Here is a 21535-nt window from a genome sequence, read left to right as displayed (position 1 = left end):
ATAATACTTTAATTTTCCCTGGTCAATTCTTTGTTTAATGGCTCGCCTTGATCATTATAATACCGTTCATTAATTTCATAATAAACAAGGCCGTCTTCTGTTTCCTTTTTATACCCGTAATTCCGCTTTTTAAAATGTTCTTCATTTTGAACGATGCCGGGGAAGGACTTTACAACTTTTCCTGTAGGTGTGATTAAATATACCTGCTCATCAGCCGCCAGGACGCAGGCCAGTTCCTTGTAAAAATTGTTAGCATATAGAAATTGGGGTGGAATAACTGTTTCGCCCATTTCGTTGATGAATCCCATTTTGTCACCTTGGTTTTTTGAAAATATAGCCGCTGCTAATCCTTCCGAAAATGGATAGATATGGTAAAAGCCTTTTTCTTCGGGAACTACGATCTTGCCGGTTTCCGTGTTTACCAATCCTTTTAAGGCAGATTCATTTTTTGAAGAGGTATAACTGGCTAGATGTTTCGCAACCGCATCATTATGGCCATCAATATAATAGTTGAAAGGCAGGATTAGTTTTCCCTGTTTATTCAGGATGGCCGATTTTCCCTCCCTATTCTTTAATATTAAGTAGGAATCCGCGCAGCTGCTATTCTTAATAATCCCTGGTATTTCGATTTCTTTACCTGGTCGAGTAAAGATTTTCTGATAAATTCGACCACGGTGGTTGTAGCTCATCACGAGTAAACCCGCACAATACGTTGCATTTTCATATTGGAAGGGAAGTACTACTTCAAAATTTTTGTCAAGAACGCCTAATTTTCGATTTTCATCATGAAAACTATACAAACCATTTCCTAGGTCCTGGTAAAAGGTAACTTTCCCCGGTACTTGTTTCAGTGTTTTCTGCTCGACATCCAGGTGGTGGGTATAAAAATCACCTTTTTGCCTTTCTATAAAGAAATGATCTGCAACGCTATGCAGATCTTTGTACTTGGCCGGTATGGTAATACTTCCGGACTTGTCCACGATACCGTAAAGGTCATTTGCATCATCTTTAAATACTTCAAATTCCGGGCGTTCCGGTAATGCATTTTGAACGGTAAGGGTTCTTTGGAGGGAATCAAACGCCGAAGCGATGTATAGATGTACTGCTTTCACCCCGTAAGGAAAAGTAATCTCGTAACGCTGTTTCCCGGTTTCCAAAACTGCTGCATAATCCTTTATCAATTGCTTCAATGTTTCTACTTCCGTTTCCAGGTTTTCTTCGCTTTCCTCATATGTCATAACTTCTTTTTCCAGTGATTCTAAGAGGGAGAGCCCTGGCAGCAGGTTGTTCTTACTTTCTTCCATAACCTGTTGGATCCGGGCTTTGTCTGCTGCCTGGAAGGCTTCCTGCAAAGTCATTAATTCCTTCACTAAAGCCGGTTTTATGATTGTTAAGGGGAAGCTTGAATGACCGTTACTGGCTATAATGGTTCCATCCGCAGTAATTCCATGGTACGCTAAAATATTACTGGATATATCGATGGGAAGATCGATAACCAGCTTTTGATCATCAAATCGATGCACCTTCAGACCCGTATTTTTATATAAAACTTCGGGTTGACTACGCGTAATTGTGACCGTATCAAAAGCGGTAGGGTAGCTATACCGTACTGTTACTTCCAAGCTGTCAACAGACCGTAACCGGATATCCTTAGCCGCTACTGCCTGGTTTTTTAGATAAATCTTTTGAATATTATATTTGAAGTCCTTGATGGATAGCGATTGGAACCCTTCATCTTTATAACCCATATTAAACTCGAATGCGGGTTCTGGCAATCTTTTATGTTCTGTGAAATATAGCCGCCTTCCGGGATCATAAAAGTCTGCCCTGGTAGCATCTGCGGAAGGTAATGTAAAGGCCTCAGCCGCCTCGGGCTGGGAACCGGAACTACCGTCGCTTAGGCCAAAGCTGAAAGAGAAGTATAATTCAAATTCATCCAGTGAATTTAATGTTTCCTTGATTTTCCGGGCTTGCTGTTGCGCTTCTTCGTTGAATTCACCGTCTTTTACCTGTTGTATATGGGCGATATACTCCTTGTTGGACAAGCTTTTGTCCTGTTTATGGGTACAGGCTATCATGGAAATCGATATAAATAGTGAAACAATAAGAATCTGTCGGGTCATTACCATATGTTTTGAAATACAAAGATGTAAAAAACTGTTTAAATGGATGGATTAGCAATTTGTATTCGTGTTCTTCGTCTTTAAATCCGTAAATCTAGCTGTCCCGTTCAGGTAATGAACATTTAGGTACAGATACTAATAAGCATTTCAATACCTGGTCAATTCGCTTAACTTTACCCTTCCGTATGATATGAATAGTTGTAGATATATTTAACTTGGTTATAAATTTAATTCCGATGAAAAAACTATGCTTTTTGAGTATCCTTAATTATCAGAACGATATCCGTACGGTTATCCTGGTATAAATCACCCTTTATCGAGTCAATTAGCAGGAAACCATGCGGGATAAATTGCCCGAATCCGCTGTTTTTTTGTGAAATACACAGAAGAGGTGCCAGTGTTAAAAGCAATAATAAATAAAGCGTCTTATTCATCGAAAAGCTTTTATTCACTATCAATTTTATGATTGCTATTCCTGTCACCTATAACAGGATAGCGATTGTTTTTTCTAAAGAAAATGTACCAGGTACAGTAAAGAACTATAATTGACGCTACTAAAATTACGCTTGTTAACACGGATCCTGAAATGCTTTCTTGATGTAAGTTTACCCAGTTCCAAAGCTGATTTAGCCCTAAAAAGGTCAATAATAAAATGCCCAATGTAAATAGTATTCCAATAAAATATTTCATATCTACTTTTTTTAGCTTTACATTTTGTCCAACACCTGTTTTTTCTTCTCTTCGTATTCTGCCGGGGTGATCAGGTTTTCATCCAGGAGCAATTTCAAGCGCTTGAGCACCTGTATTTCATCTTCATTTTTCTTGGGTTGTACTTCATCTTGTATCGAATCTGTAAACATTTTGCCCATGCTTAGCCCTGCGCCCATCGCGACACCTGCCCCCGCCATACCTCCTTCATTGGTGGCCGCATCTCTCAAGGCTCTTAATTTTTCAAGCTGGCTGTAATTGAGGCCGGCTTCGTGGGCAGCCTTTGCATCGGCAGTAACATCGGCTATTTTACCGATGCGGGTTACGGTTTCATCATCAAAACTGTTGCCTTCGATTCTAAAATCGGTCAACTTTACGCCAAGTGTTGTGAAGATTGTATTTAATTGTGCTCTCACGGCATCGGCAATCGCATGGATTTGCGAATCAATGGTATTGTAAGGCACTCTTTGTTCAGCGAGATGCGAAGTCAGGAACTGTATAATACGCCCCTGGATCAACTCTTGAAAATCCTTTAGGGTGTATTGTATGCCTGAACCAGCATATTCTGTATAGAATTTTTCAGCATCTGTCAGTTGATAGGAGAAATTACCATAAGCTGAAAGCTGTATCGGGATATTGTACTCATGATCTATATATTTGATCGGGGAGGCCGTTCCCCATCCTTGATTAACCACCTCGGATTTCCGGTAAAAGTAAAGTAATACTTTATGTTCGCTTTCAAAAAACTGGGCTGCTTTTAGTAAACTGGTGATGAAAGGCACATTACTTGTTTCCAGGTAATAAGTACCTGGCGCATTTAGCACATCGATGATCTTACCTTCATACACGGAAATGCAACCTTGCCCGGGGGAAACGATAATTTTACTTGCATTTTTCAACTCGTCTGTAAGCGCCGGGTATTTCCATAAAAGTAAATCCGGGTCCTGGGGCTGCCAAGCAATAACGCTCGCGAATTGTCTTTTCAAAAAATTAAGGAATGCCATGATTGATTTTTTTTAATTAAAGAGCTTGCGTAAATCAATTTCTTTCATCACTTTACCATCATTATGTAACAGGACCAGTTTATCATAAGATGCGCCATTTTCCTTGCCTCTTATGTTGAATGCAATACCGCTCGTGAACTTGAAGAAGTCAAATACAAAGTCGCAATCCGTCCCGGCGGGTTTGTAGGTCCAAATTACCTTTCCTGATTGGGTATCTATTTTCTGTAAGAATTTGTTGCCATTCGGGTTTGCATTGGGGAGCCCGGTAATAAAAAGTTCATCATTGTTTTGATAAACTATTTCCGGCTCAAAGTATAACCGGCCGGGAGTTAAGTCTTTAAAGTCAGTTATCCGCCGTGATGAGAACAATACTTTAGTATACTTGAAATTGCCTTTATATATACCTGCTTTCTTGGGCATATACATTTTCTTGCGCCATGATGGACTAGTTGGAATACTTTTTAGTTCACCAGGACGCTCCCGGTACCAAAATTTGATTAACTGGATTTTTTCCTTTTTATAATCAAAGCTTTTATCAGTGAACGTATAGTACACTTTTGTCGGCATTGTAAGATCGTTTTCATACTTTTTCGCTGCTTCATCCAGTTCATCCCGGCCTTTATATATTTTTTGGGCTAAGGGATAGTAATAATAATTAGTCCCGTCGTTAGTCATGATTTCTAACCCATCCCCGTAGGAGGCACTTCTAAATTCTAATGAAGCGATCCCGGAGCCAAATGCCGGAATCGAATTAAAGAAGTCGCCGTTAACTTTCGCATATGCTTGCCTTTTACCGTCCATTTTATAAATCGCGGGTTCGTCGGAAGGGATGAGGTAGCAATTGCCATCGCTAAAGATTCGATGGTGATACAGCCTGGTATTTTGATTCCAATCTTTCATAGGTATATCTTTCAATACCTTGTCTTGAATGGGGTTGTAGAATCTCAATATATAATCATCCGGTTTGCGCACTTTGCGATTGTAATACATCCGCTTTATTTTAAAAGCGATGACGGGCTTGCCGTCATTACCCTCCAGTACAAAAAACTCCTGTATGTTTTGCTTGGTTTCCTCCTTTACAGGAGATATGGATGTTCCGCTGTTGTTATTGCCAGAAAAGATGCCGATTAAAAGCGGGAGCAACATGAATAAAAAGGCCGCGGCAAGAGCGATGACAACCATCCGGTTCCTCTGGGCAGGTTGTAGCTGGTTTGCGGGGTTACGGTGTTGAATATTGATGTTGATATCATCGTTGTCCAGGAAATACTCTGCACCGCAATTTTTACAGCGGAAATGATCCTCCTTTAATTGCTCTTTTTTTATGCTGCCACATTGTGGACATTTTACTGCCTTGATCTGCTTTGCCATTAGTTATAATAGAAATATAGTAAGGCTAAAGTTAAGCGCTGGTAGCACAGGAGGGATGGCCGGATTTATATTCGTCCGGGAATTTTTAGGATACGTTGTTGTGAATATATGACAGCTTTATTCCTATTGTTTACCCACTTTTTCCTTATAAAAACGGGCCAGGTAAATGAAAACGGCGGTGACCGCGAGGGAAATTATACCTACAATCCAATGCCTGCTGCTAAACATGAAAAAGCTTGCCACGGCGCTTGCTGAGGCTAAAATAATTATGAAATAATATACAGGGTGGTATTTCCTTGGTGATTCTTGAGTCATATAAATAGTCGGTGATTGATTCGGGCTAAATCTTATAGTCAGTAAAACTGCTAAAATATTTGAAATTATCCAGTACAGCCATAAGGAATTTATATGATAATGCCATCAATACATAAGCGTCAATGATAATTTATTATTTGTATTCATTATTGTCCGACTAAATTTTAACCGGGGAGCAATTTGATCCCTCAATAGTTCGATTCAATGTTCATCTGCTCGTTTTTTGTACTTTTTTGCTTGCCCAAAGAAGTACCAAAAAAGGGCACAAATTGGCCATTACGGCCACCAATTTGATCGCTCGATCCGGCCTTTCTACTACTGTATGGCCAAGCTACCCTTCGCTATCAACGGTGCGAAGTTTCACGGTTCTCTTGGCGGGGGTGAATGTATCATCCTTCGCTTATATCCTTGAACAGGTAAGGAATTCAAGTACCTTTAAAGCATTTTTAGTCGGACAACAATGATTTGTATTCAGTAAACACAGGTTGTATTGAATGATTATTTAATACAATTACTGGATAGATATTGGCGCTTTAAATTCGGATCCGCGCACGGTAATTTCATGTAGATAATAATTTTGGTCATCGATCCTCTCCGTTCAGATAATTTTTCATTTTTGGACAGGGCAGTTAGGGCAGGTGTGGAAACCGGCAGATATAACTGGCATGGGGAATGCAGCTTTGCGTGGCTTGAAGAAATATCTTTCCGCTGGTGCCACATGATTGATTGATCCGGTTCCAACCTGTTGGCAAGAATTAAATTTATTAATTCATTTTGCTGAAATAATTATTTTATTTGTGTTATCGATATTTGCCATTAGGATTAAAAAAATGTATTTGGATGCACCAGCAATTGCTTAATAATATTTCTTATTTTATATATCTTTCGGATGAGGAGAAGGAGTGGGTATGTAATAAATTCACAGCCAGGGAGTATAAGAAAAACGATTATTTCTTGAGGGAAGGCCAGGTTTGCAGGGAAGTTGGTTTTATAAAGAAAGGATTAGTGCGGTATGTTGTTAGCAATGATAACGGGGAAGAGCAAACGGTGGATTTTAATAAAGAATTGGAGTACACGTGTAACTATGCAAGTTTTCTGGACAAATCTCCATCGAGGACAGCTATACAATTCATCGAAGATGCAACCGTCCTCGTAATTTCTTACGATGATTTGCAGGATTTTTATACCCATTTGGCCGAGGGGCAGAAATTTGGCAGGCTGATCTGCGAGTTTTTATATGTAGAAGCCATTAAAAAGGTGACTTCCCTGTATACCAGCCAACCAGAGCAGCGATATTTACAATTCCTGGATGCCTATTCCGATCTATTACCTAGGTTGCCACAATATTATATTTCATCTTATGTAGGGGTACAGCCACCTTCATTAAGCCGTATAAGGAAAAGATTGGCAAAATAAATTTATTAACCTGGGTTAACGGATCTGCGAGCCGTGATAAATAGTTTTGTGCGGTCATTAAAACACTGCACTATGAAACTTATTTCTTGGAAAATTGCTTATTTCACTTCGTTGGCAACAGGCTTGTTGCTGATCTTCATCGGCTTTAGATTTTTTACCGTGCCCATCCAGGCCGAAACCGACTTTGGAATTCATACCGGTATAACCCATCACTTCGAGTTTCATTATATTAAAGCGATTAGGGACTTAGCAACGGGATTGCTGACCATAGCTTTACTATTGAACAAGGAATATAGGAGTCTTGGTTGGTTAATGCTATGTATGAGTCTTGTTCCCGTAACTGATTTTCTGCTGGTAATCAATAACGCTTCACATCCCGCCGGCGCTATATATCCTCACCTGGCAGCTATTCTTATATGTTTGACCCTTGGTCTATACTATCTCTCAACCCATAAAAAAACGATCGGCCATGCTGTTTAGTATATTGTTATTGATACATTTTTTGGCATTTGTTACTTACCTAATCCATTTGGCGCTACTGTGGCCGACCAAGGGAGCTGCTCCACGCGGTAAAGCGGGATTGATCTTGGGTGTAATATTACTACTTACCGGGGCGCTATTGGTTTGGATAAGTTACCCGCATATTAACTATTACAAAGTTGTTCCTAAAACGCTGGCTTTTCTCGTGGTAACATTGATCAATATTAGATTCGGGGAAAGGGATCTTTCGAAAGCCGCGTATTTTGGACTCTTCGGTTTAACAATATCGGCAGGTTGTATCGCTATTTTTCATTAATGTCGCTATACGCTTAGAATCATCATATCGAGATAATGTCAATACCCTTCCGAAATAGCTTAAAAATCGCCAACGTTCCGTATATTGAGCCCGGGTTGCACCTGTTATTACCAACCGAAAACCATCCGAGGTATGTATTTATTGATGATGAACGGAATTTACCCTATCCTGGGCTGGGTGGGTACATTGGCTTATTTGCTGGCTTATTTCCTCCTAAGTATAAACAAGATCAGCGCCAGGCAATTGATCTATCACGCGTTGAACCTGGTGGGCGCCGTGGGGCTTACAGCCAATGCCCTGTATTATGCAGATCTACCTAACGTGGTCGTCAACGTAGTTTGGGGCTTGATAGCTATTAGTGCTTACTTGGTTATTTCCCGGAAGAGGAAGAAACAAAATTGAGCTGCTGTAATGCCAGCGATTTATATTGTTCCAACTTCTTTTTGTACTCCCTTTTATTGCTTACGAGGCTCAGGTAATAATATGCTCCGTCAACCATCACGAAGATGGTATCAGCAACCGCGGCGGGATCTTTCACCTTGAGAACGCCCTGTTGGTTGCATTCCTCGATCAGGTCCCGCAGGTTCCCCCGCAGGGTGTCTAACAATACCTTGTAACTTTCTTTCACCTTTTGATCCCTGAAAGCCAATGAGTAACAGCTGTAGGAAACGCTGTCATCAAATAGTAAGTTCCACTTGTGCGAGAATATGTTATCCATCACTTTCAGCAGTATCTTCCTAGGATCGCCCTTGTAAGAGGCGGGCGTTTTGTAGATCAGCAAATACTGGTCAAGAATGTATTCAATAAGCCCGTAAACCAGGTATTCCTTGGTTTTAAAATAATGGATAACCAGGCTGGGGTTAATGTTAATAAGTGCAGCCGTTTTGGCAATGGATGCGTTTTCCAGCCCTTCCTTTTTTGCAAGCGTGTAGAATGCTTCAATAATTTCTTTTTGCCTGGATGCCTTGATGCTTCGTCTTCCCATAGATAGATAGTGTGGTATGCAAATTCCCGGCAAATATAGCATTCCCAACGGAATGTTGCATACCCGTTTAATAATGCGGGCCCTATTTACTCCATTTTTCCCATGCTTAATGCAAACGTTTGAATTTATCCTAAACTAATCTAGCTCCTCCCTTCCTAGGGAATTTTATCATCATTCTATATTAACTAATTGTAAAGATTTTATTATGAAAATAAAAATTAATTGAATGAATGTTCAATTAATTTTTATACTTTGATCTAAAAGAGCATTTTTGTTCCGGCAAAAAAATCATACCGATTTCTAACACGCAATCCTATTTTTTCAACAACTAGGCTATTTATGAAAACAAAGTTTTTACTCCTCATTTCATTGCTGTTACAAATGACTGCATTCGCGCAGGATGTAACGGTAACAGGAACCGTTCGGTCTGCCAGCGATAATGTAGCGCTGATAGGCGTATCCATAGCGGTGAGCGGCACGCATCACGGTACCACGACCAACCAGGATGGTAAATTCTCCCTGCAAGTTGCCAGGGATGCCGTGCTCGTATTCTCATACCTGGGTTTCGAGACCCAGCAAGTGGCGGTAAACGGCAGAACAAACATTGATGTTCAGTTGAAGCCGGGTGGTAGCGAATTGAGCGAAGTAGTTGTAACTACCGCGCTCGGTATCAAGAAACAACAGAAGGCATTGGGTTATGCCGTGCAGGAAGTAAGTGGCGAAACCATGGCCAAAACCAAGACGGCCACTGCATTAAGCGCCCTAACCGGTAAAGTGGCAGGCTTGAATGTCAATAACACGACGGATCTCTTCCGAAATCCCGGTATCTCGCTACGGGGTAGAAACCCGCTGATCGTGATAGATGGAATTCCCGATCCGGATGCAGATCCTTATAAGCTGAACCCCGATGATATCGAGAGTATCAGCGTATTGAAAGGTACCGCGGCTGGAGCCCTATATGGGGCCATGGGTGTGAATGGTGCTATCCTGTATACCACTAAAAAGGGACGCAAGGGCAAATTGAACGTGGAGTTCAATTCATCTACAATGTTCCAGCCCGGTTATACCGTAATTCCGGAGGTGCAAACCGTGTATGGCGGTGGCGACCAAGGTAAATATGCATATGTTAATGGTTCCGGCGGCGGCACGGAAGGCGGTGGCTGGATTTGGGGGCCGAAGCTGGATCAACGCGACCCGTCTACCCCGAGCGGATTTTTTGAAACTACGCAATATGATAGTCCCATAGATCCAACTACTAACCAGCGCATCAAGACGCCATGGGTATCCAGGGGGCGTAATAACATCAGGAATTTCTTCAGGACCGGCTTGCTTTCTACCAATAGTGTTTCTGCATCGATAGGTTCCGAAAAAGGGTCATTCAGGGTAGCAGCTAACCATATTTACCAGAAAGGTGTTGTACCAAATACTGATTTGAACAACTCTTCTTTCTCTATCGGCGGGAATTACCAGTTGTCATCCAAGCTGACCATGGATGCTAAGCTTACTTACAATAAGGAATACTCTGACAACTATCCAACGGTAGGTTATGGTCCGCCGAACTACTTGTATAACCTGATCCTCTGGATAGGACCGGATATTGACATCCGTGACCTGAAAAATTACTGGATACCGGGGAAAGAAGGTTTACAGCAACGCAATTACAACCTATCTTGGTATAATAATCCTTTTTTCGTGGCGAATGAGCTGCTAAACGGTTACAAAAGAAATAACAGTTTTGGCCAAGTAACTTTCGATTACAAAATCACGGATAACTTCAGCGTAAAGCTTAGGAATGGTTTTAACCAGTATTCAAGTAATTCTGATCTGCGCGAACCATATAGTTACGTAGCGTATAGTTATATTTCAAGGGGAAATTATTCGACCGATGTATCTAACTATTTCGATATTAATTCAGACTTGATCCTTAATTATAATCATGAGTTCAGCAAGAAATTTAAAATAAACGTAACCGCTGGTGGCGCTAATAATTATAGGAGGTACGAATCATCTTATACTACGACCGATGGATTAACAATCCCCGGGTTCTATTCATTAAGTAATTCCATCAATCCACTCAAAGCATCTAATACGCTCCGTGAACGAAGAACCATGGCTGCTTATGGTATGTTGGATGTAGAAGCGCTGGGTTTTTTATACCTCTCGTTGACCGGCCGGTATGACAAAACATCTACTTTGCCCGTGAGCAATAATGGGTATTTTTATCCTTCGGCGGGTGTTTCTGCCGTGCTATCGGACATTATCAGGTTGCCAAGAGTTATTTCTTTCCTAAAAGTGCGCGGCTCCTGGGCTAAAGTAAATACAGGATTTATTAATGCGAATAATCCTTATGCACACATTACCACTTACGGCCTCGGGCCTAAATGGAATAATGTCCCTTCCCTCACATGGCCCACCACCTTTATTTCACCCGGTCTTGTACCTGAAACGGTACAGTCTGGAGAATACGGGATCGCGCTAGGTCTTTTCGGGAACAGGCTTAATATTGATGCAACTTATTTCAGGAATAAGGATTATAATAATTTCGCGAATGTTGCCCTTTCACAAGGTAGCGGCTATACCAGTATCCTGAAGAATGCAAATGTTTATTTAAGGAAGGGCTGGGAGTTTATGCTGAGTGGAATCCCGATCAGGAACGGCGATTTCACATGGGATGCGGCTATCAACCTCAGTAGTGTTCACCGTTGGTTGAAGGATGCAACGGATAACCCCGACGGTTACCTGGGTTTAGTGAAGGAAGGCCAACGTACGGATAGAATTTATATTACCGAAAGCCGTGCCCCGGATGGCCAAGCAATTTACAACTCTAATGGTATGCAGGCGTATACACCGGTAGGTCAATATTTTGGCCTGGGAGATGCTGATTGGATCTACGGTATACAGAATACTTTCAAATATAAGAACCTATCGCTCAGCTTCTCCTTTGATGGTAGACTGGGTGGGCTAATTTACTCTACTACAAACCAGAAAATGTGGTGGGGCGGTACTGCCAAAGGAACGGTTAATTCTTACCGGGATGATGCGAACGAGGGTAAAAGTACCTACGTGGGCCCGGGTGTTGTTGTTACAGAAGGTAGTGTGAGTTATGATGCTTACGGTAATATCATTTCCGATGACCGCAAGTTTGCACCAAATACAACCGCGGTAAACTATATCAGTTTCATGCAAACTACCAGCGGCGGAATGTTGAATAATTACCATTACTACAACGGCACTTACCTTAAAATGAGGGAATTGGTATTAACGTATGATTTTCCTAGTAAATGGATAAAGGGGGCATTTAACAGCGCTACTGTATCCCTTATCGGCAATAACTTGTTTATCCTGTCAAAGATCCCCAACGTGGATCCTGATGCCGAAAGCGATAACCTGCAAACGCCTTCCATGCGTTCCATCGGGTTTAACGTCAACCTGAAGTTCTAACTGTTATAGTCTCATTTAAAAACGATCATAAGATGACACGATATAGATTATTATTCCTGTTATTACTTTCGGCTTTTGCTTCGTGCAAAAAGCTGGATGATTTCCAGATCAATCCTAATAACCCGACAATAGCCGATCCTTCATTGTTATTACCGGCTATTGAAAGGACTGCTTTTTCAACCATATCGGCTGATGCTGCCCTAGCTTCCCGGTACCTGGTGTACACGCAAAGCGTCAGCAATTCCCAGTATTATGGATGGCAGCGTAGCGGTATGGGCTACGGCAACATTAGCCAGGTTGTAAAAATGGAGCAAGAAGCGGCACGTACGGGCAAGCAAAATTACAAGTACATCGGTAAGTTCTTTACTTCTTATTTCATTGTTGGCATGACGCAAACTTTTGGTGATATCCCGTATTCCCAAATGATGCAATCCATTCGATATGGTAACGTAGTCGATACCGCGGCTATAAGACCGGCTTACGATAAACAAGAGGATATTTACCTCGGCGTACTCGAACAACTTAAAATCGCTAGCGATTCTCTTTCTGCTGCGGAAGTTGCTATTAATGGAGATTTGGTATATGATGGTAATATCGAGAACTGGAAGAAACTCATCAACTCTTTCACTTTGAGAGTATTGATGAGCCTTTCGAAGAAGGAAGGTGTGGCTTCTTTAAATATCAAGCAACGGTTTAATGATATCGTTTCAAATCCTGCGAAATACCCTTTAATGGAATCTAATGCCGATAATGGTCGTTTGCCTTATTATGATATCACGGGCAACCAATATCCCTATTTCAATAATAACTCTATGAAAACAGATTACTACCTGGATAGTACTTTCGTAGATATCTTGCAAGAGCTGAAAGACCCGCGTTTATTTGTTTTCGGTAAACCCAAGCCGGCATCCGGTCTTCCTGCAAATGATTTCGATGCTTATGATGGCCTGAGAGGTAGCGCTGCTTTAGCTGAGAATACTGCCAAAAGGGGAGCAGGCGAAGCTTCGCAGATCAATGACCGCTATTCTTACCAAGCAACTAATGAGCCTAGCTTGCTGATGAGCTATGCCGAATTGCAGTTTATCCTGGCGGAAGCAGTAGTTCGCGGATGGATTACCGGGGATGCAGATACTTACTATCAAAATGGTACCAGGGCTTCTTTAGAATTTTCAAATTTTAATAATACTTATTCAGCTTCTGATATAGATGATTATTTAGCGCAACCCGGGTTGGCCTTACAAGCCGGTAGCGAGATTAAGCAGATCATTACACAGAAGTATGTCAGCATGTTTATGAATACGGGATGGCAACCTTTTTACGAACAAAGACGTACAGGTTTTCCTACCTTCGATGTCGGTGGATCCGGTATTCTTAATGATGGTATGATTCCAAAGCGTTGGATGTATCCTAATGATGAGTTTACCAATAATCGTCTGAATGTGGAAAGTGCCGTAAAAAGTCAATACCCGGGTGGTGATGATATCAATGGCGTGATGTGGATTTTACAATAAAAAACTTATAGATAAAAATGAAGAAAGGATTTTTAATGGCTGTTTGCTTTTTGAGTATAACAGCAGCGCAGGCGCAAAAAACAAAAAAGGCGGTATTCGTAATTGTTGACGGTATTGCGGCTGATGTAATCGAACATCAACCGACGCCTAACCTCGATAAGATTGCGAAAGTCGGCGGTTATACCCGTGCGCATGTTGGTGGCGAGAAAGGTGGCTACTCACAAACTCCTACTATTTCCGCGGTAGGTTATAATAGTTTACTGACGGGTACCTGGGTAAATAAGCATAATGTTTGGGATAATGATATCGCTGATCCCAATTATAGTTATTGGACGATTTTCCGATTTTTCAAATCGCAATACCCTCAAAAGAAGGCAGCGATTTTTTCAAGCTGGTTGGATAACCGTACGAAGTTGGTAGGGGAAGGCTTAGCCGCCACCGGTAACCTGCAACTCGATTACCATTTTGATGGTTTGGAGCTGGATACCGTGAAGTTTCCGCATGACAAAAAACGGGCTTTCATGCACCAGATTGATGAAGCGGTGGTTAATGAAGCGGCCCGCTATATCCATGATGAAGCGCCGGACTTGTCCTGGGTATATCTCGAATATACCGATGATATGGGACACATGCACGGAGATAGTCCCGACTACTTCAAGGCCATCAGCTATATGGACAATCAGATGGGGCGTTTATGGAAAGCCATCCAGTACAGGGAGAAGCGGTTCAATGAAGAGTGGGTAATCTATATCACAACGGATCATGGTCGTGATGCTAGTACCGGGAAACATCACGGTGGACAATCGGATCGTGAGCGGAGCACCTGGATCGTTACCAGTGCAAAGAACTTAAACAATTACTTCAAAACTGGTCTGCCGGGCATCGTAGATATCATGCCTTCTATCGCTAATTTTTTAGACGTTCAAATTCCTCGTGAACATTTAATGGAAGTGGATGGTATTCCACTAACCGGAACCATTGACGCTACTAATGCCGATGCCAAACTGGAAGATGGTAAGATAAAAGTAACCTGGAAGTCTACCGGGCAAAAAGGAGATGCTAAAATCTGGTTGGCTACTACCAATAAGTTCAAGGCTGGCGGGCAAGATGAGTATGTATTGAAAGCTACGGTTCCTGTCAGTAAAGGTGAGGCTGTTGTTGACTTGAATGGTGAAACATCCAATTTTTATAAGATCGTGATTGAAACACCTGGTAATTTCCTGAATCGTTGGATCGTAGTGAAGTAGGTATTTTAATGATTTGCTAAGGGGCTGCCGGCCTTGATCCGGTGGCCCTTTTTCAAGTTGTAATAATAAGATGGGCAGATCGTATCGTACTATGCCATCCGGTATATGATGCACTGCAAATCCATTTGCTTTTCAAGTTCTTGAATAACAATCTTGGTCATCTCCTTGGAACTGAAAGGGTTTTGTCCGGTAACGACTTGGCCTTCAACGATAACTTTCGAAGTCATAGGGATCCAGGATTTTTTAAATTTCGCTCGGAAAATCATACATTGTTGCGTGTCTACCCGCCAGATATATACGCCCAGAGATAAATTTAGCGGGGAATTTACAAGTCCTGCTTCATGTATATATTATCGTGATCCCTTTCCATTAATCCGCTATGAGCTCGGTTTTTGACCTAAGCAAATCGACAGCTCGCAGATTCCTTCTTCCAGTTGCTCCCCGGATAAATAAGCATACCCTAACCGGAGGCCATTTACAACTTTATGGTAACTGTATGTTTCTGGAAGTAGGATCTTGATACCTTTGTTTTCTAGCTGGCTACTGACCTGTTTCCAGTTTACAGGTTCCCGTGGGACGATCCAAAATGCCAGTCCTCCGTCCGGTATGGTATAGTTGGCGATGCCATCGAGATATTTTTCAAGGAGATGGGCAACCAGATCCCTTTTTGATTTATAATACAGGGTCGCTTTTTTCAAGTGGCGTTTTATCGTTCCATCCTTGATGAGTTGCAAAACGGCTTGCTCCATAATCGAATCGCCCTGGATATCGATGATTTTTCGTAATGACTTAATTCCTTTTAGCAGTTCATAATCATTGCTGGCAAGGTAGCCGATGCGCAGGGCAGGGGCCACTACTTTACTCATCGTCCCGATATAGATGTAGTTTTTTAATTCCGGGTAACTACACAAGGGCAGTACCGGTCGGTAGCCGAAATGAAATTCATTATCATAATCATCTTCGATAATCGTAAAGCCGTATTCGTTCGATAACCGGATCAATTCCATCCGTCTTTGTAAACTGAGTGTAACGGTTGTAGGGTATTGGTGATGCGGCGTAGTGTAAATAGCTTTGATATTGGCATGTTTTTTCAAATGCTTTTTTACATCATCGATCACTAAACCTTCGGTATCAATATTTACAGGTAATAGCCGGGCTCCTGAATTTTCAAATGCTTTCCATGCCGGTTTGTAGCCAGGGTTTTCCACCATTACATGATCTCCATTTTTAAATAGGCAATGGGCTGCCAGGAACATGGCCATCTGGCTACCGCGGGTAATGCAAAGTTGCTCTTCATTGATCTGCATCCCCCTTTGATGGTTCAGCATTTGCGAAATAGCTTTCCGGAACTCGATATTACCGAATTCATTAGCATAGCCCATCATTTGCCATTTGGCTTTCCGGTTAAAAATTTGACGGTACGCCCTGGCAAGTTCGCTGACAGGTGCGATTTTACTATCCGGAGAACCGTCATCGAACTTGATACGCAACCGGGGTGTACTATTTTCTCCCCGCCCTTGAAAAACCTGGGGCTTATCGTTTTTATTTATTACCGGCAGGATGTCGGCAACAAAAGTTCCCCTCCGCTCTTTTGAGATGATCCATTCTTCACTCAATAATACATTGAACGCTTCTACGATAGTATTCCTATTCAGGTTCAGTTCACGGGCCAGGATCCTGCTGCCCGGTAAAGCGGTTCCCTTTTTTAATCGCCCGGATTGTATATCGGCAATGATAGCATCGGCAATTTGTAAATAAATCGCCTTTTCACTCCCGTAATTAATTTGAATTTCTAGTTTCCACGGTCTTAACATCTGGACTACTTATTTATTAAAAAACTGTATCAGTAAGATAGTCCAAAGTTACCATACTTTTGTTTCGCGATGATGCAATAAACAATAAAAAATTTCAACGATGTCGAAACTCGAAAAAACACCAACAGGCATTGAGAAGTCCATCCATGCAGAGCAGAAACCATTCAGCTCAAAAGATTTTCATCAAACTTTTGCAAGACCGGTGTATGTAAAACCTTCACATGTCATTCATAAAAATGTCGAGAAAGCCGGGGTGCACGATCATTTCTCCACCGAAAGGAAACACCCCGTTTTTTTCGTGGATTTGCCGAGTAAAAACGTGAGCATGACCATCGGTGGATTACTTCCCGGGCAGCTAACGAACCGGCACCGCCATACGTATGAAACGGTGTTGTACGTAGTGGAAGGTAGCGGGTGGACAGAGATAGAAGGGGAGCGTGTAGCATGGGAAGCGGGCGATGCCGTTTATATTCCATCTTGGGCCTGGCACAGGCACCAAAACATGAGTGATAGCAAACCTGCCAAATACATTGCTTGCGAAAATGCACCGCAACTCCAAAATTTGGGCGTCGCGCTAAGGGAAGAAGAAGGCCGCGATTTATAATGCAAGGTACCCTATTGTAATGCTTTTAAATTTAATTGATCTGAAAATGAAAAATGTTCCGTTTGAGGGTATTATCGCTTACCCGATTACACCGTTCGATAAAAATGAGCGTGTAGATATTCCATTATTTAAGAGGTTGTTGGAGCGCCTCCTGGTGTCCGGTGCCCATGGTGTTGCACCATTGGGCAGTACCGGCGTTTTGCCTTACCTGTCGGATGAAGAGAAGGAAGCCGTAACCGAGGCTACTGTTAGGCAGGTTGCGGGGAGGGTACCGGTATTGGTAGGCGTTTCAAATCTTACCACCGAAAGAACGCTTTACCATGCGCAGTTCGCTGAAAGGGCAGGGGCGCAGGCTGTTATGATTCTCCCGATGAGCTACTGGAAACTGAGCGAAGACGAAATATTTAGGCATTATGATGCAGTTGCAGCTAAGATTTCTATCCCGATTATGGCTTATAATAACCCGGCTACAAGCGGGGTGGACATGTCGCCGGGCCTGTTAAAAAGATTATTGCAAATACCGAATGTCACCATGATAAAGGAAAGCACCGGGGATATACAACGTATGCACACTTTGAGGAATGAACTGGGAGATGATGTTGCTTTTTACAATGGTTCTAATCCCTTGGCCTTGGCTGCATTTGCGGCCGGTGCCAACGGTTGGTGTACCGCTGCTCCGAATCTTATTCCCGGGTTAAATATTGCTTTATATAATGCTGTATGTAAAAATGATCTGAACCAATCCCGGGAATTATTTTACAAGCAACTCGATTTATTGAAGTTCATCGTAGCCAAGGGGTTGCCAAGGACGGTGAAAGCCGGTCTTCAGATTTTGGGTGAGGATGCCGGTTGTTTGCGAAGCCCCTTAAAACCGCTGCCGGATGCTGAAACCCGTGAATTGGAGCAAATGCTCTCGAAATTAGACGTTAAGTCCCAACAGGATTGCCAGTTTGCATAAGTACTCAAGCCGGGATCAGCTTTTGATCCGGCCTTTCTACTACTGTATGGCCAAGCTACCCTTCGCTATCAACGGTGCGAAGTTCCACGGTTCTCTTGGCGGGGGTGAAAGTATCATCCTTCGCTTATATCCTTGACCAGGTAAGGAATTCAAGTACCTTTAAAGCATTTTTAGTCGGACAACAATGATAGTTAAATATTTTATTCAAATTTCTAACGTATCGTGTATGAATTACAAGATTAAAAAAGCCGGCCTTGAAGATCTCGACGAGCTTGCTGAACTGTTTGACCTTTACCGTGTTTTTTATCGCCAGGAACCGGATGTTCAAAAAGCGAAAGCTTTTTTAAAAGAACGATTGCTCAATAGTGAATCTGATGTTTTCTTGGCAATGATCGGTGGCAAAGCAGTGGGATTCGTCCAGTTATACAAGTTATTTCATTATACCAAACTGGAAAAACAATGGTTGCTTAGTGACTTATTCGTACATCCGGATTTTAGAGGCAAGGGATTGTCTGTGGCATTAATCGAACGTTGCAAACACTGGTGCAATGAAACAGGCGCTTGCGGACTGATGTTGGAAACCGGGAAAACGAACGAGATCGGTAATACGCTTTATCCGCGCTGCGGATTCGTGTACGATGATTTACACAATTATTACCATTGGTGGAAATAATCTTACGAGGTGTTTTGCACTACTGTTTTATATACTGGACTATGAATAATGACATCGCAAGTAACCTGCAAAAAATTTCCAGCAGGATAGAAAAAACTTGTACCCGTTGCAAGAGGGATCCTGCCGAGGTAAAGCTTTTACTGGCTACAAAAACAGTATCTGCCCGGCGAATTAAAGAAGCCTTACTGGCAGGACAAACGCTGATTGCTGAAAATAAAGTACAGGAACTCAAGGAGAAATTCGGGTCATTGCAGGATATACCGCATACGGATCATTTTATTGGACATTTACAGAGCAATAAAATCAAGGATATACTGAAATACGGTGTTAGCTGTATTCAATCACTTGACCGATTAAGCCTGGCGGAGAAATTACAACAACGTTTAGACCTGGAAGATCGATCGATGGAAGTGTTTATCCAGGTAAATACTTCTAATGAGGACAGTAAGTACGGGGTACACCCGGCCCTTGCGATCGAGCTGGTGAAAGAAATAGCAAAGCTCCCCAGGGTACAGGTTAAGGGGTTAATGACCATCGGGTTATTTAGCGGCGAGGCCGTGAAAGTTCGTCGATGTTTCCGTTTGCTCAAGTCCATACAGCAAGAAATCCTTGCTCTTAATATACCCGGTGTTGAAATGAATGAATTATCGATGGGGATGAGTAATGATTTTGAAATCGCCATTGAAGAAGGGGCAACGATGGTCAGGGTAGGAACGGCCGTTTTTGGTCGGCGGAAATATCCGGATAGTTATTATTGGAGCGGGTAAAAGAAATAGTGTTCATAATTTGCTGACGGGAATCACCTTTAACGGCGGGTTCCCGTTAGCATTGGTTATTCTTGAACCTTTGTGGAAGCAGGTAGGCTTACCTTTTGTAATACCCGGATAGCATCTATTTGTTTTCCATCGCCGCGATGATTTTCCAACCATCTTCAGTAATACCCATGATCTCCGTTACGGTTCCAAGAGTTTTATCGGTATCGAAGAATACCATTTTGGCGATCGGGTGATTTACTTCACTTATAATTTTATAGCCTAATGTTAGAATATCCTCAACAACCCGGTCGAGGCCATCTACAGGCAGCCGGAAGGCGAGATGTTGAACACCACCGTTCGGGTGGTTCTGTAAATAATCATGAAACATGCTTTGCCCGGTTAGGGGTTGAATAAGTTCTATAAATGTGCCGCCGTTGTATGTTTGGGTAGTCAGCCAGTCGCCGGGAACTAACTTGCCGTGATAATCCATCTGCAAATCTTGCGCCTGGAAATGTTCCGGTTGGGGAAAGCCTTCAATGCCCAAGGTTTTTGACAGGAATTGCATGCTGGCGTTAATATCCGGAACGACCCACCCAATTTGTGCGAGTTCTAACTTGCTCAAGGTATCGTTTAATGTATTCATAACAGTTAATTGTAAATGATTTGGTAAAGGTATCGTGGAATTTTTAGCTAATATGGGGGGATTTGCGCCAATACCAGGGGGATTCGCGAATGTTGAAGCGTATTCGCTTGAGCCACCCAAGCAAGTAATTTGAGCTTTGTGAGAAAGCCGTAATGCCGTTTAATGATTCACCTTTGTACCATTAATCACTAAACAATGAATCAATGAAAACAGTAAAATTAGGAGAAAGCGGTCCAGTAGTATCTAAATTGGGTTTAGGTTGCATGCGTATGTCACCTGTTTGGGGCGGTGAAGCGAAAGATGAAAATGAAAGCATCGCCACCATTCAAATGGCGCTTGATAATGGTATTAATTTTTTAAATACGGGCGACTTTTACGGTAGCGGTCATAATGAACTGCTGGTAGGTAAAGCAATAAAGGGCAGGAGAGACGATGCTTTTATCAGTGTTAAGTTCGGCGGAATATTTTATGGAAACCAAATGCTTGGCTTGGATCTTAGGCCCGTTGCTATCAAGAACTTTATCAATTATTCCCTGGTAAGATTGGGGGTAGATACCATCGATCTTTACCAACCTTGCCGTATTGATAACAGCGTTCCTGTCGAGGACATAATTGGTACTATCGCCGATTTGATTCAAGAAGGGAAAGTCCGTCACCTCGGTGTTTCAGAAATCACGGCAGAGCAATTACGCAAAGTACATGCTATACACCCTGTTGCCGCACTTGAAATAGGCTATTCCCTCGCTGATCGTGGAATTGAGAACGAGTTATTGCCTGCCGCGAAAGAATTGGGGATCGGTGTAGTGGCTTTTGCCAACACGGCAGAAGGTCTACTTAGTGGAAATATGAAAGCGCCGCTGAATGCCGGGGATTACCAAAATCATTTTCCACGTTTTCAAGGAGAGAACCTCGTTAAAAACCTGGGGAAGGTTGAGTTATTAAAACAAATGGCAAAAGACAGGGGAGTTACTCCTACCCAGCTTGCCATAGCTTGGGTAAATACGCAGGGGGATTATATTATGCCCTTGGTGAGTATGAGCCGCAGATCCCGGATTAATGAAAATATCAAGGCAATGGATATCAAGTACAGCCAAGAAGAAATGGATTTATTAAATACGCATTTTGCTGAAGGCGCTATATTGGGCGGCACATATCTGCAACGCTGATAAGCAAG

At 42.2% G+C, this 21535-nt stretch carries 20 protein-coding genes; 13 read left to right on the top strand and 7 right to left on the bottom strand.

The window, feature by feature from the left end; genetic code table 11:
- Positions 1-8: 8 nt before the first annotated feature.
- The 3 genes from COR50_RS17290 to COR50_RS17275 form a co-directional block, all read right to left on the bottom strand.
- Positions 9-2078, bottom strand: coding sequence for a WG repeat-containing protein (locus COR50_RS17290; RefSeq protein WP_198405684.1), 2070 nt, complete (start codon positions 2076-2078; stop codon positions 9-11).
- Positions 2079-2830: 752 nt separating this feature from the next.
- Complete coding sequence (locus COR50_RS17280) at positions 2831-3835, bottom strand: SPFH domain-containing protein (protein ID WP_098195147.1); 1005 nt, start codon at positions 3833-3835, stop codon at positions 2831-2833.
- Positions 3836-3847: 12 nt separating this feature from the next.
- A complete protein-coding gene (locus tag COR50_RS17275) occupies positions 3848-5203 on the bottom strand; it encodes a hypothetical protein (RefSeq protein WP_098195146.1) in 1356 nt (451 codons plus the stop codon).
- A 108-nt stretch (positions 5204-5311) separates the two neighbouring features.
- On the opposite strand from COR50_RS17275, the gene COR50_RS22350 reads away from it, so the two are divergent.
- The 5 genes from COR50_RS22350 to COR50_RS17250 all read left to right on the top strand — a co-directional run bounded on the left by COR50_RS22350 (position 5312) and on the right by COR50_RS17250 (position 8132).
- Complete coding sequence (locus COR50_RS22350) at positions 5312-5458, top strand: hypothetical protein (protein WP_157760950.1); 147 nt, start codon at positions 5312-5314, stop codon at positions 5456-5458.
- A 900-nt stretch (positions 5459-6358) separates the two neighbouring features.
- A complete protein-coding gene (locus tag COR50_RS17265) occupies positions 6359-6934 on the top strand; it encodes a Crp/Fnr family transcriptional regulator (protein ID WP_098195144.1) in 576 nt (191 codons plus the stop codon).
- Positions 6935-7006: 72 nt separating this feature from the next.
- Positions 7007-7414, top strand: coding sequence for a DUF4267 domain-containing protein (locus COR50_RS17260; RefSeq protein ID WP_098195143.1), 408 nt, complete (start codon positions 7007-7009; stop codon positions 7412-7414).
- Complete coding sequence (locus COR50_RS17255; RefSeq protein ID WP_098195142.1) at positions 7404-7730, top strand: hypothetical protein; 327 nt, start codon at positions 7404-7406, stop codon at positions 7728-7730. The genes COR50_RS17260 and COR50_RS17255 overlap by 11 nt, the downstream gene beginning before the upstream one ends.
- A 132-nt stretch (positions 7731-7862) precedes the next feature.
- Positions 7863-8132 (top strand): CBU_0592 family membrane protein, encoded by a 270-nt coding sequence (locus tag COR50_RS17250; RefSeq protein WP_198405683.1) that lies wholly within the window; start codon positions 7863-7865, stop codon positions 8130-8132.
- Here COR50_RS17250 and COR50_RS17245 read toward each other — a convergent pair.
- Positions 8101-8715, bottom strand: a complete 615-nt coding sequence (locus COR50_RS17245; protein ID WP_098195141.1) for a TetR family transcriptional regulator C-terminal domain-containing protein — start codon at positions 8713-8715, stop codon at positions 8101-8103. The genes COR50_RS17250 and COR50_RS17245 overlap by 32 nt on opposite strands.
- 339 nt (positions 8716-9054) lie before the next feature.
- On the opposite strand from COR50_RS17245, the gene COR50_RS17240 reads away from it, so the two are divergent.
- The 3 genes from COR50_RS17240 to COR50_RS17230 are packed head-to-tail and all read left to right on the top strand — an operon-like array spanning position 9055 to position 14914.
- Entirely contained in the window at positions 9055-12156 is a 3102-nt protein-coding gene (locus COR50_RS17240) for a SusC/RagA family TonB-linked outer membrane protein (RefSeq protein ID WP_098195140.1), read from the top strand.
- 32 nt (positions 12157-12188) lie between these two features.
- A complete protein-coding gene (locus COR50_RS17235; protein ID WP_098195139.1) occupies positions 12189-13667 on the top strand; it encodes a SusD/RagB family nutrient-binding outer membrane lipoprotein in 1479 nt (492 codons plus the stop codon).
- A 17-nt stretch (positions 13668-13684) separates the two neighbouring features.
- Entirely contained in the window at positions 13685-14914 is a 1230-nt protein-coding gene (locus tag COR50_RS17230) for an alkaline phosphatase family protein (protein ID WP_098195138.1), read from the top strand.
- An 89-nt stretch (positions 14915-15003) separates the two neighbouring features.
- Here COR50_RS17230 and COR50_RS22345 read toward each other — a convergent pair whose 3' ends face one another.
- Both COR50_RS22345 and pdxR read right to left on the bottom strand, forming a co-directional pair.
- Positions 15004-15141: a hypothetical protein gene (locus tag COR50_RS22345; RefSeq protein WP_157760948.1), complete on the bottom strand. Its 138-nt coding sequence runs from the start codon at positions 15139-15141 to the stop codon at positions 15004-15006.
- 150 nt (positions 15142-15291) lie between these two features.
- On the bottom strand, positions 15292-16728 hold the full coding sequence (gene pdxR, locus COR50_RS17225) for a MocR-like pyridoxine biosynthesis transcription factor PdxR (protein WP_098195137.1): 1437 nt from the start codon (positions 16726-16728) through the stop codon (positions 15292-15294).
- 100 nt (positions 16729-16828) lie between these two features.
- Between pdxR and COR50_RS17220 the strand changes: the two genes are divergently transcribed.
- The 4 genes from COR50_RS17220 (at position 16829) to COR50_RS17205 (ending at position 19730) form a co-directional block, all read left to right on the top strand.
- Entirely contained in the window at positions 16829-17332 is a 504-nt protein-coding gene (locus tag COR50_RS17220) for a cupin domain-containing protein (protein ID WP_098195136.1), read from the top strand.
- A 46-nt stretch (positions 17333-17378) separates the two neighbouring features.
- On the top strand, positions 17379-18290 hold the full coding sequence (locus COR50_RS17215) for a dihydrodipicolinate synthase family protein (protein ID WP_098195135.1): 912 nt from the start codon (positions 17379-17381) through the stop codon (positions 18288-18290).
- 226 nt (positions 18291-18516) lie between these two features.
- Positions 18517-18963: a GNAT family N-acetyltransferase gene (locus COR50_RS17210; RefSeq protein ID WP_098195134.1), complete on the top strand. Its 447-nt coding sequence runs from the start codon at positions 18517-18519 to the stop codon at positions 18961-18963.
- A gap of 41 nt (positions 18964-19004) precedes the next feature.
- Positions 19005-19730, top strand: coding sequence for a YggS family pyridoxal phosphate-dependent enzyme (locus COR50_RS17205; RefSeq protein ID WP_098195133.1), 726 nt, complete (start codon positions 19005-19007; stop codon positions 19728-19730).
- Between the two features lie 124 nt (positions 19731-19854).
- Here COR50_RS17205 and COR50_RS17200 read toward each other — a convergent pair whose 3' ends face one another.
- Positions 19855-20361 carry a VOC family protein gene (locus tag COR50_RS17200; RefSeq protein ID WP_157760946.1) on the bottom strand — a complete coding sequence of 169 codons (507 nt, stop codon included), beginning with the start codon at positions 20359-20361 and terminating at the stop codon, positions 19855-19857.
- A gap of 203 nt (positions 20362-20564) precedes the next feature.
- Between COR50_RS17200 and COR50_RS17195 the strand changes: the two genes are divergently transcribed.
- Positions 20565-21527 (top strand): aldo/keto reductase, encoded by a 963-nt coding sequence (locus tag COR50_RS17195; RefSeq protein ID WP_098195131.1) that lies wholly within the window; start codon positions 20565-20567, stop codon positions 21525-21527.
- Positions 21528-21535 lie beyond the last annotated feature (8 nt).

The sequence above is a fragment of the Chitinophaga caeni genome (assembly GCF_002557795.1).
Lineage (GTDB): Bacteria > Bacteroidota > Bacteroidia > Chitinophagales > Chitinophagaceae > Chitinophaga > Chitinophaga caeni.
Note: the sequence above shows the minus strand (reverse complement) of the source record. Positions and strands in the feature narration are given on the sequence as shown.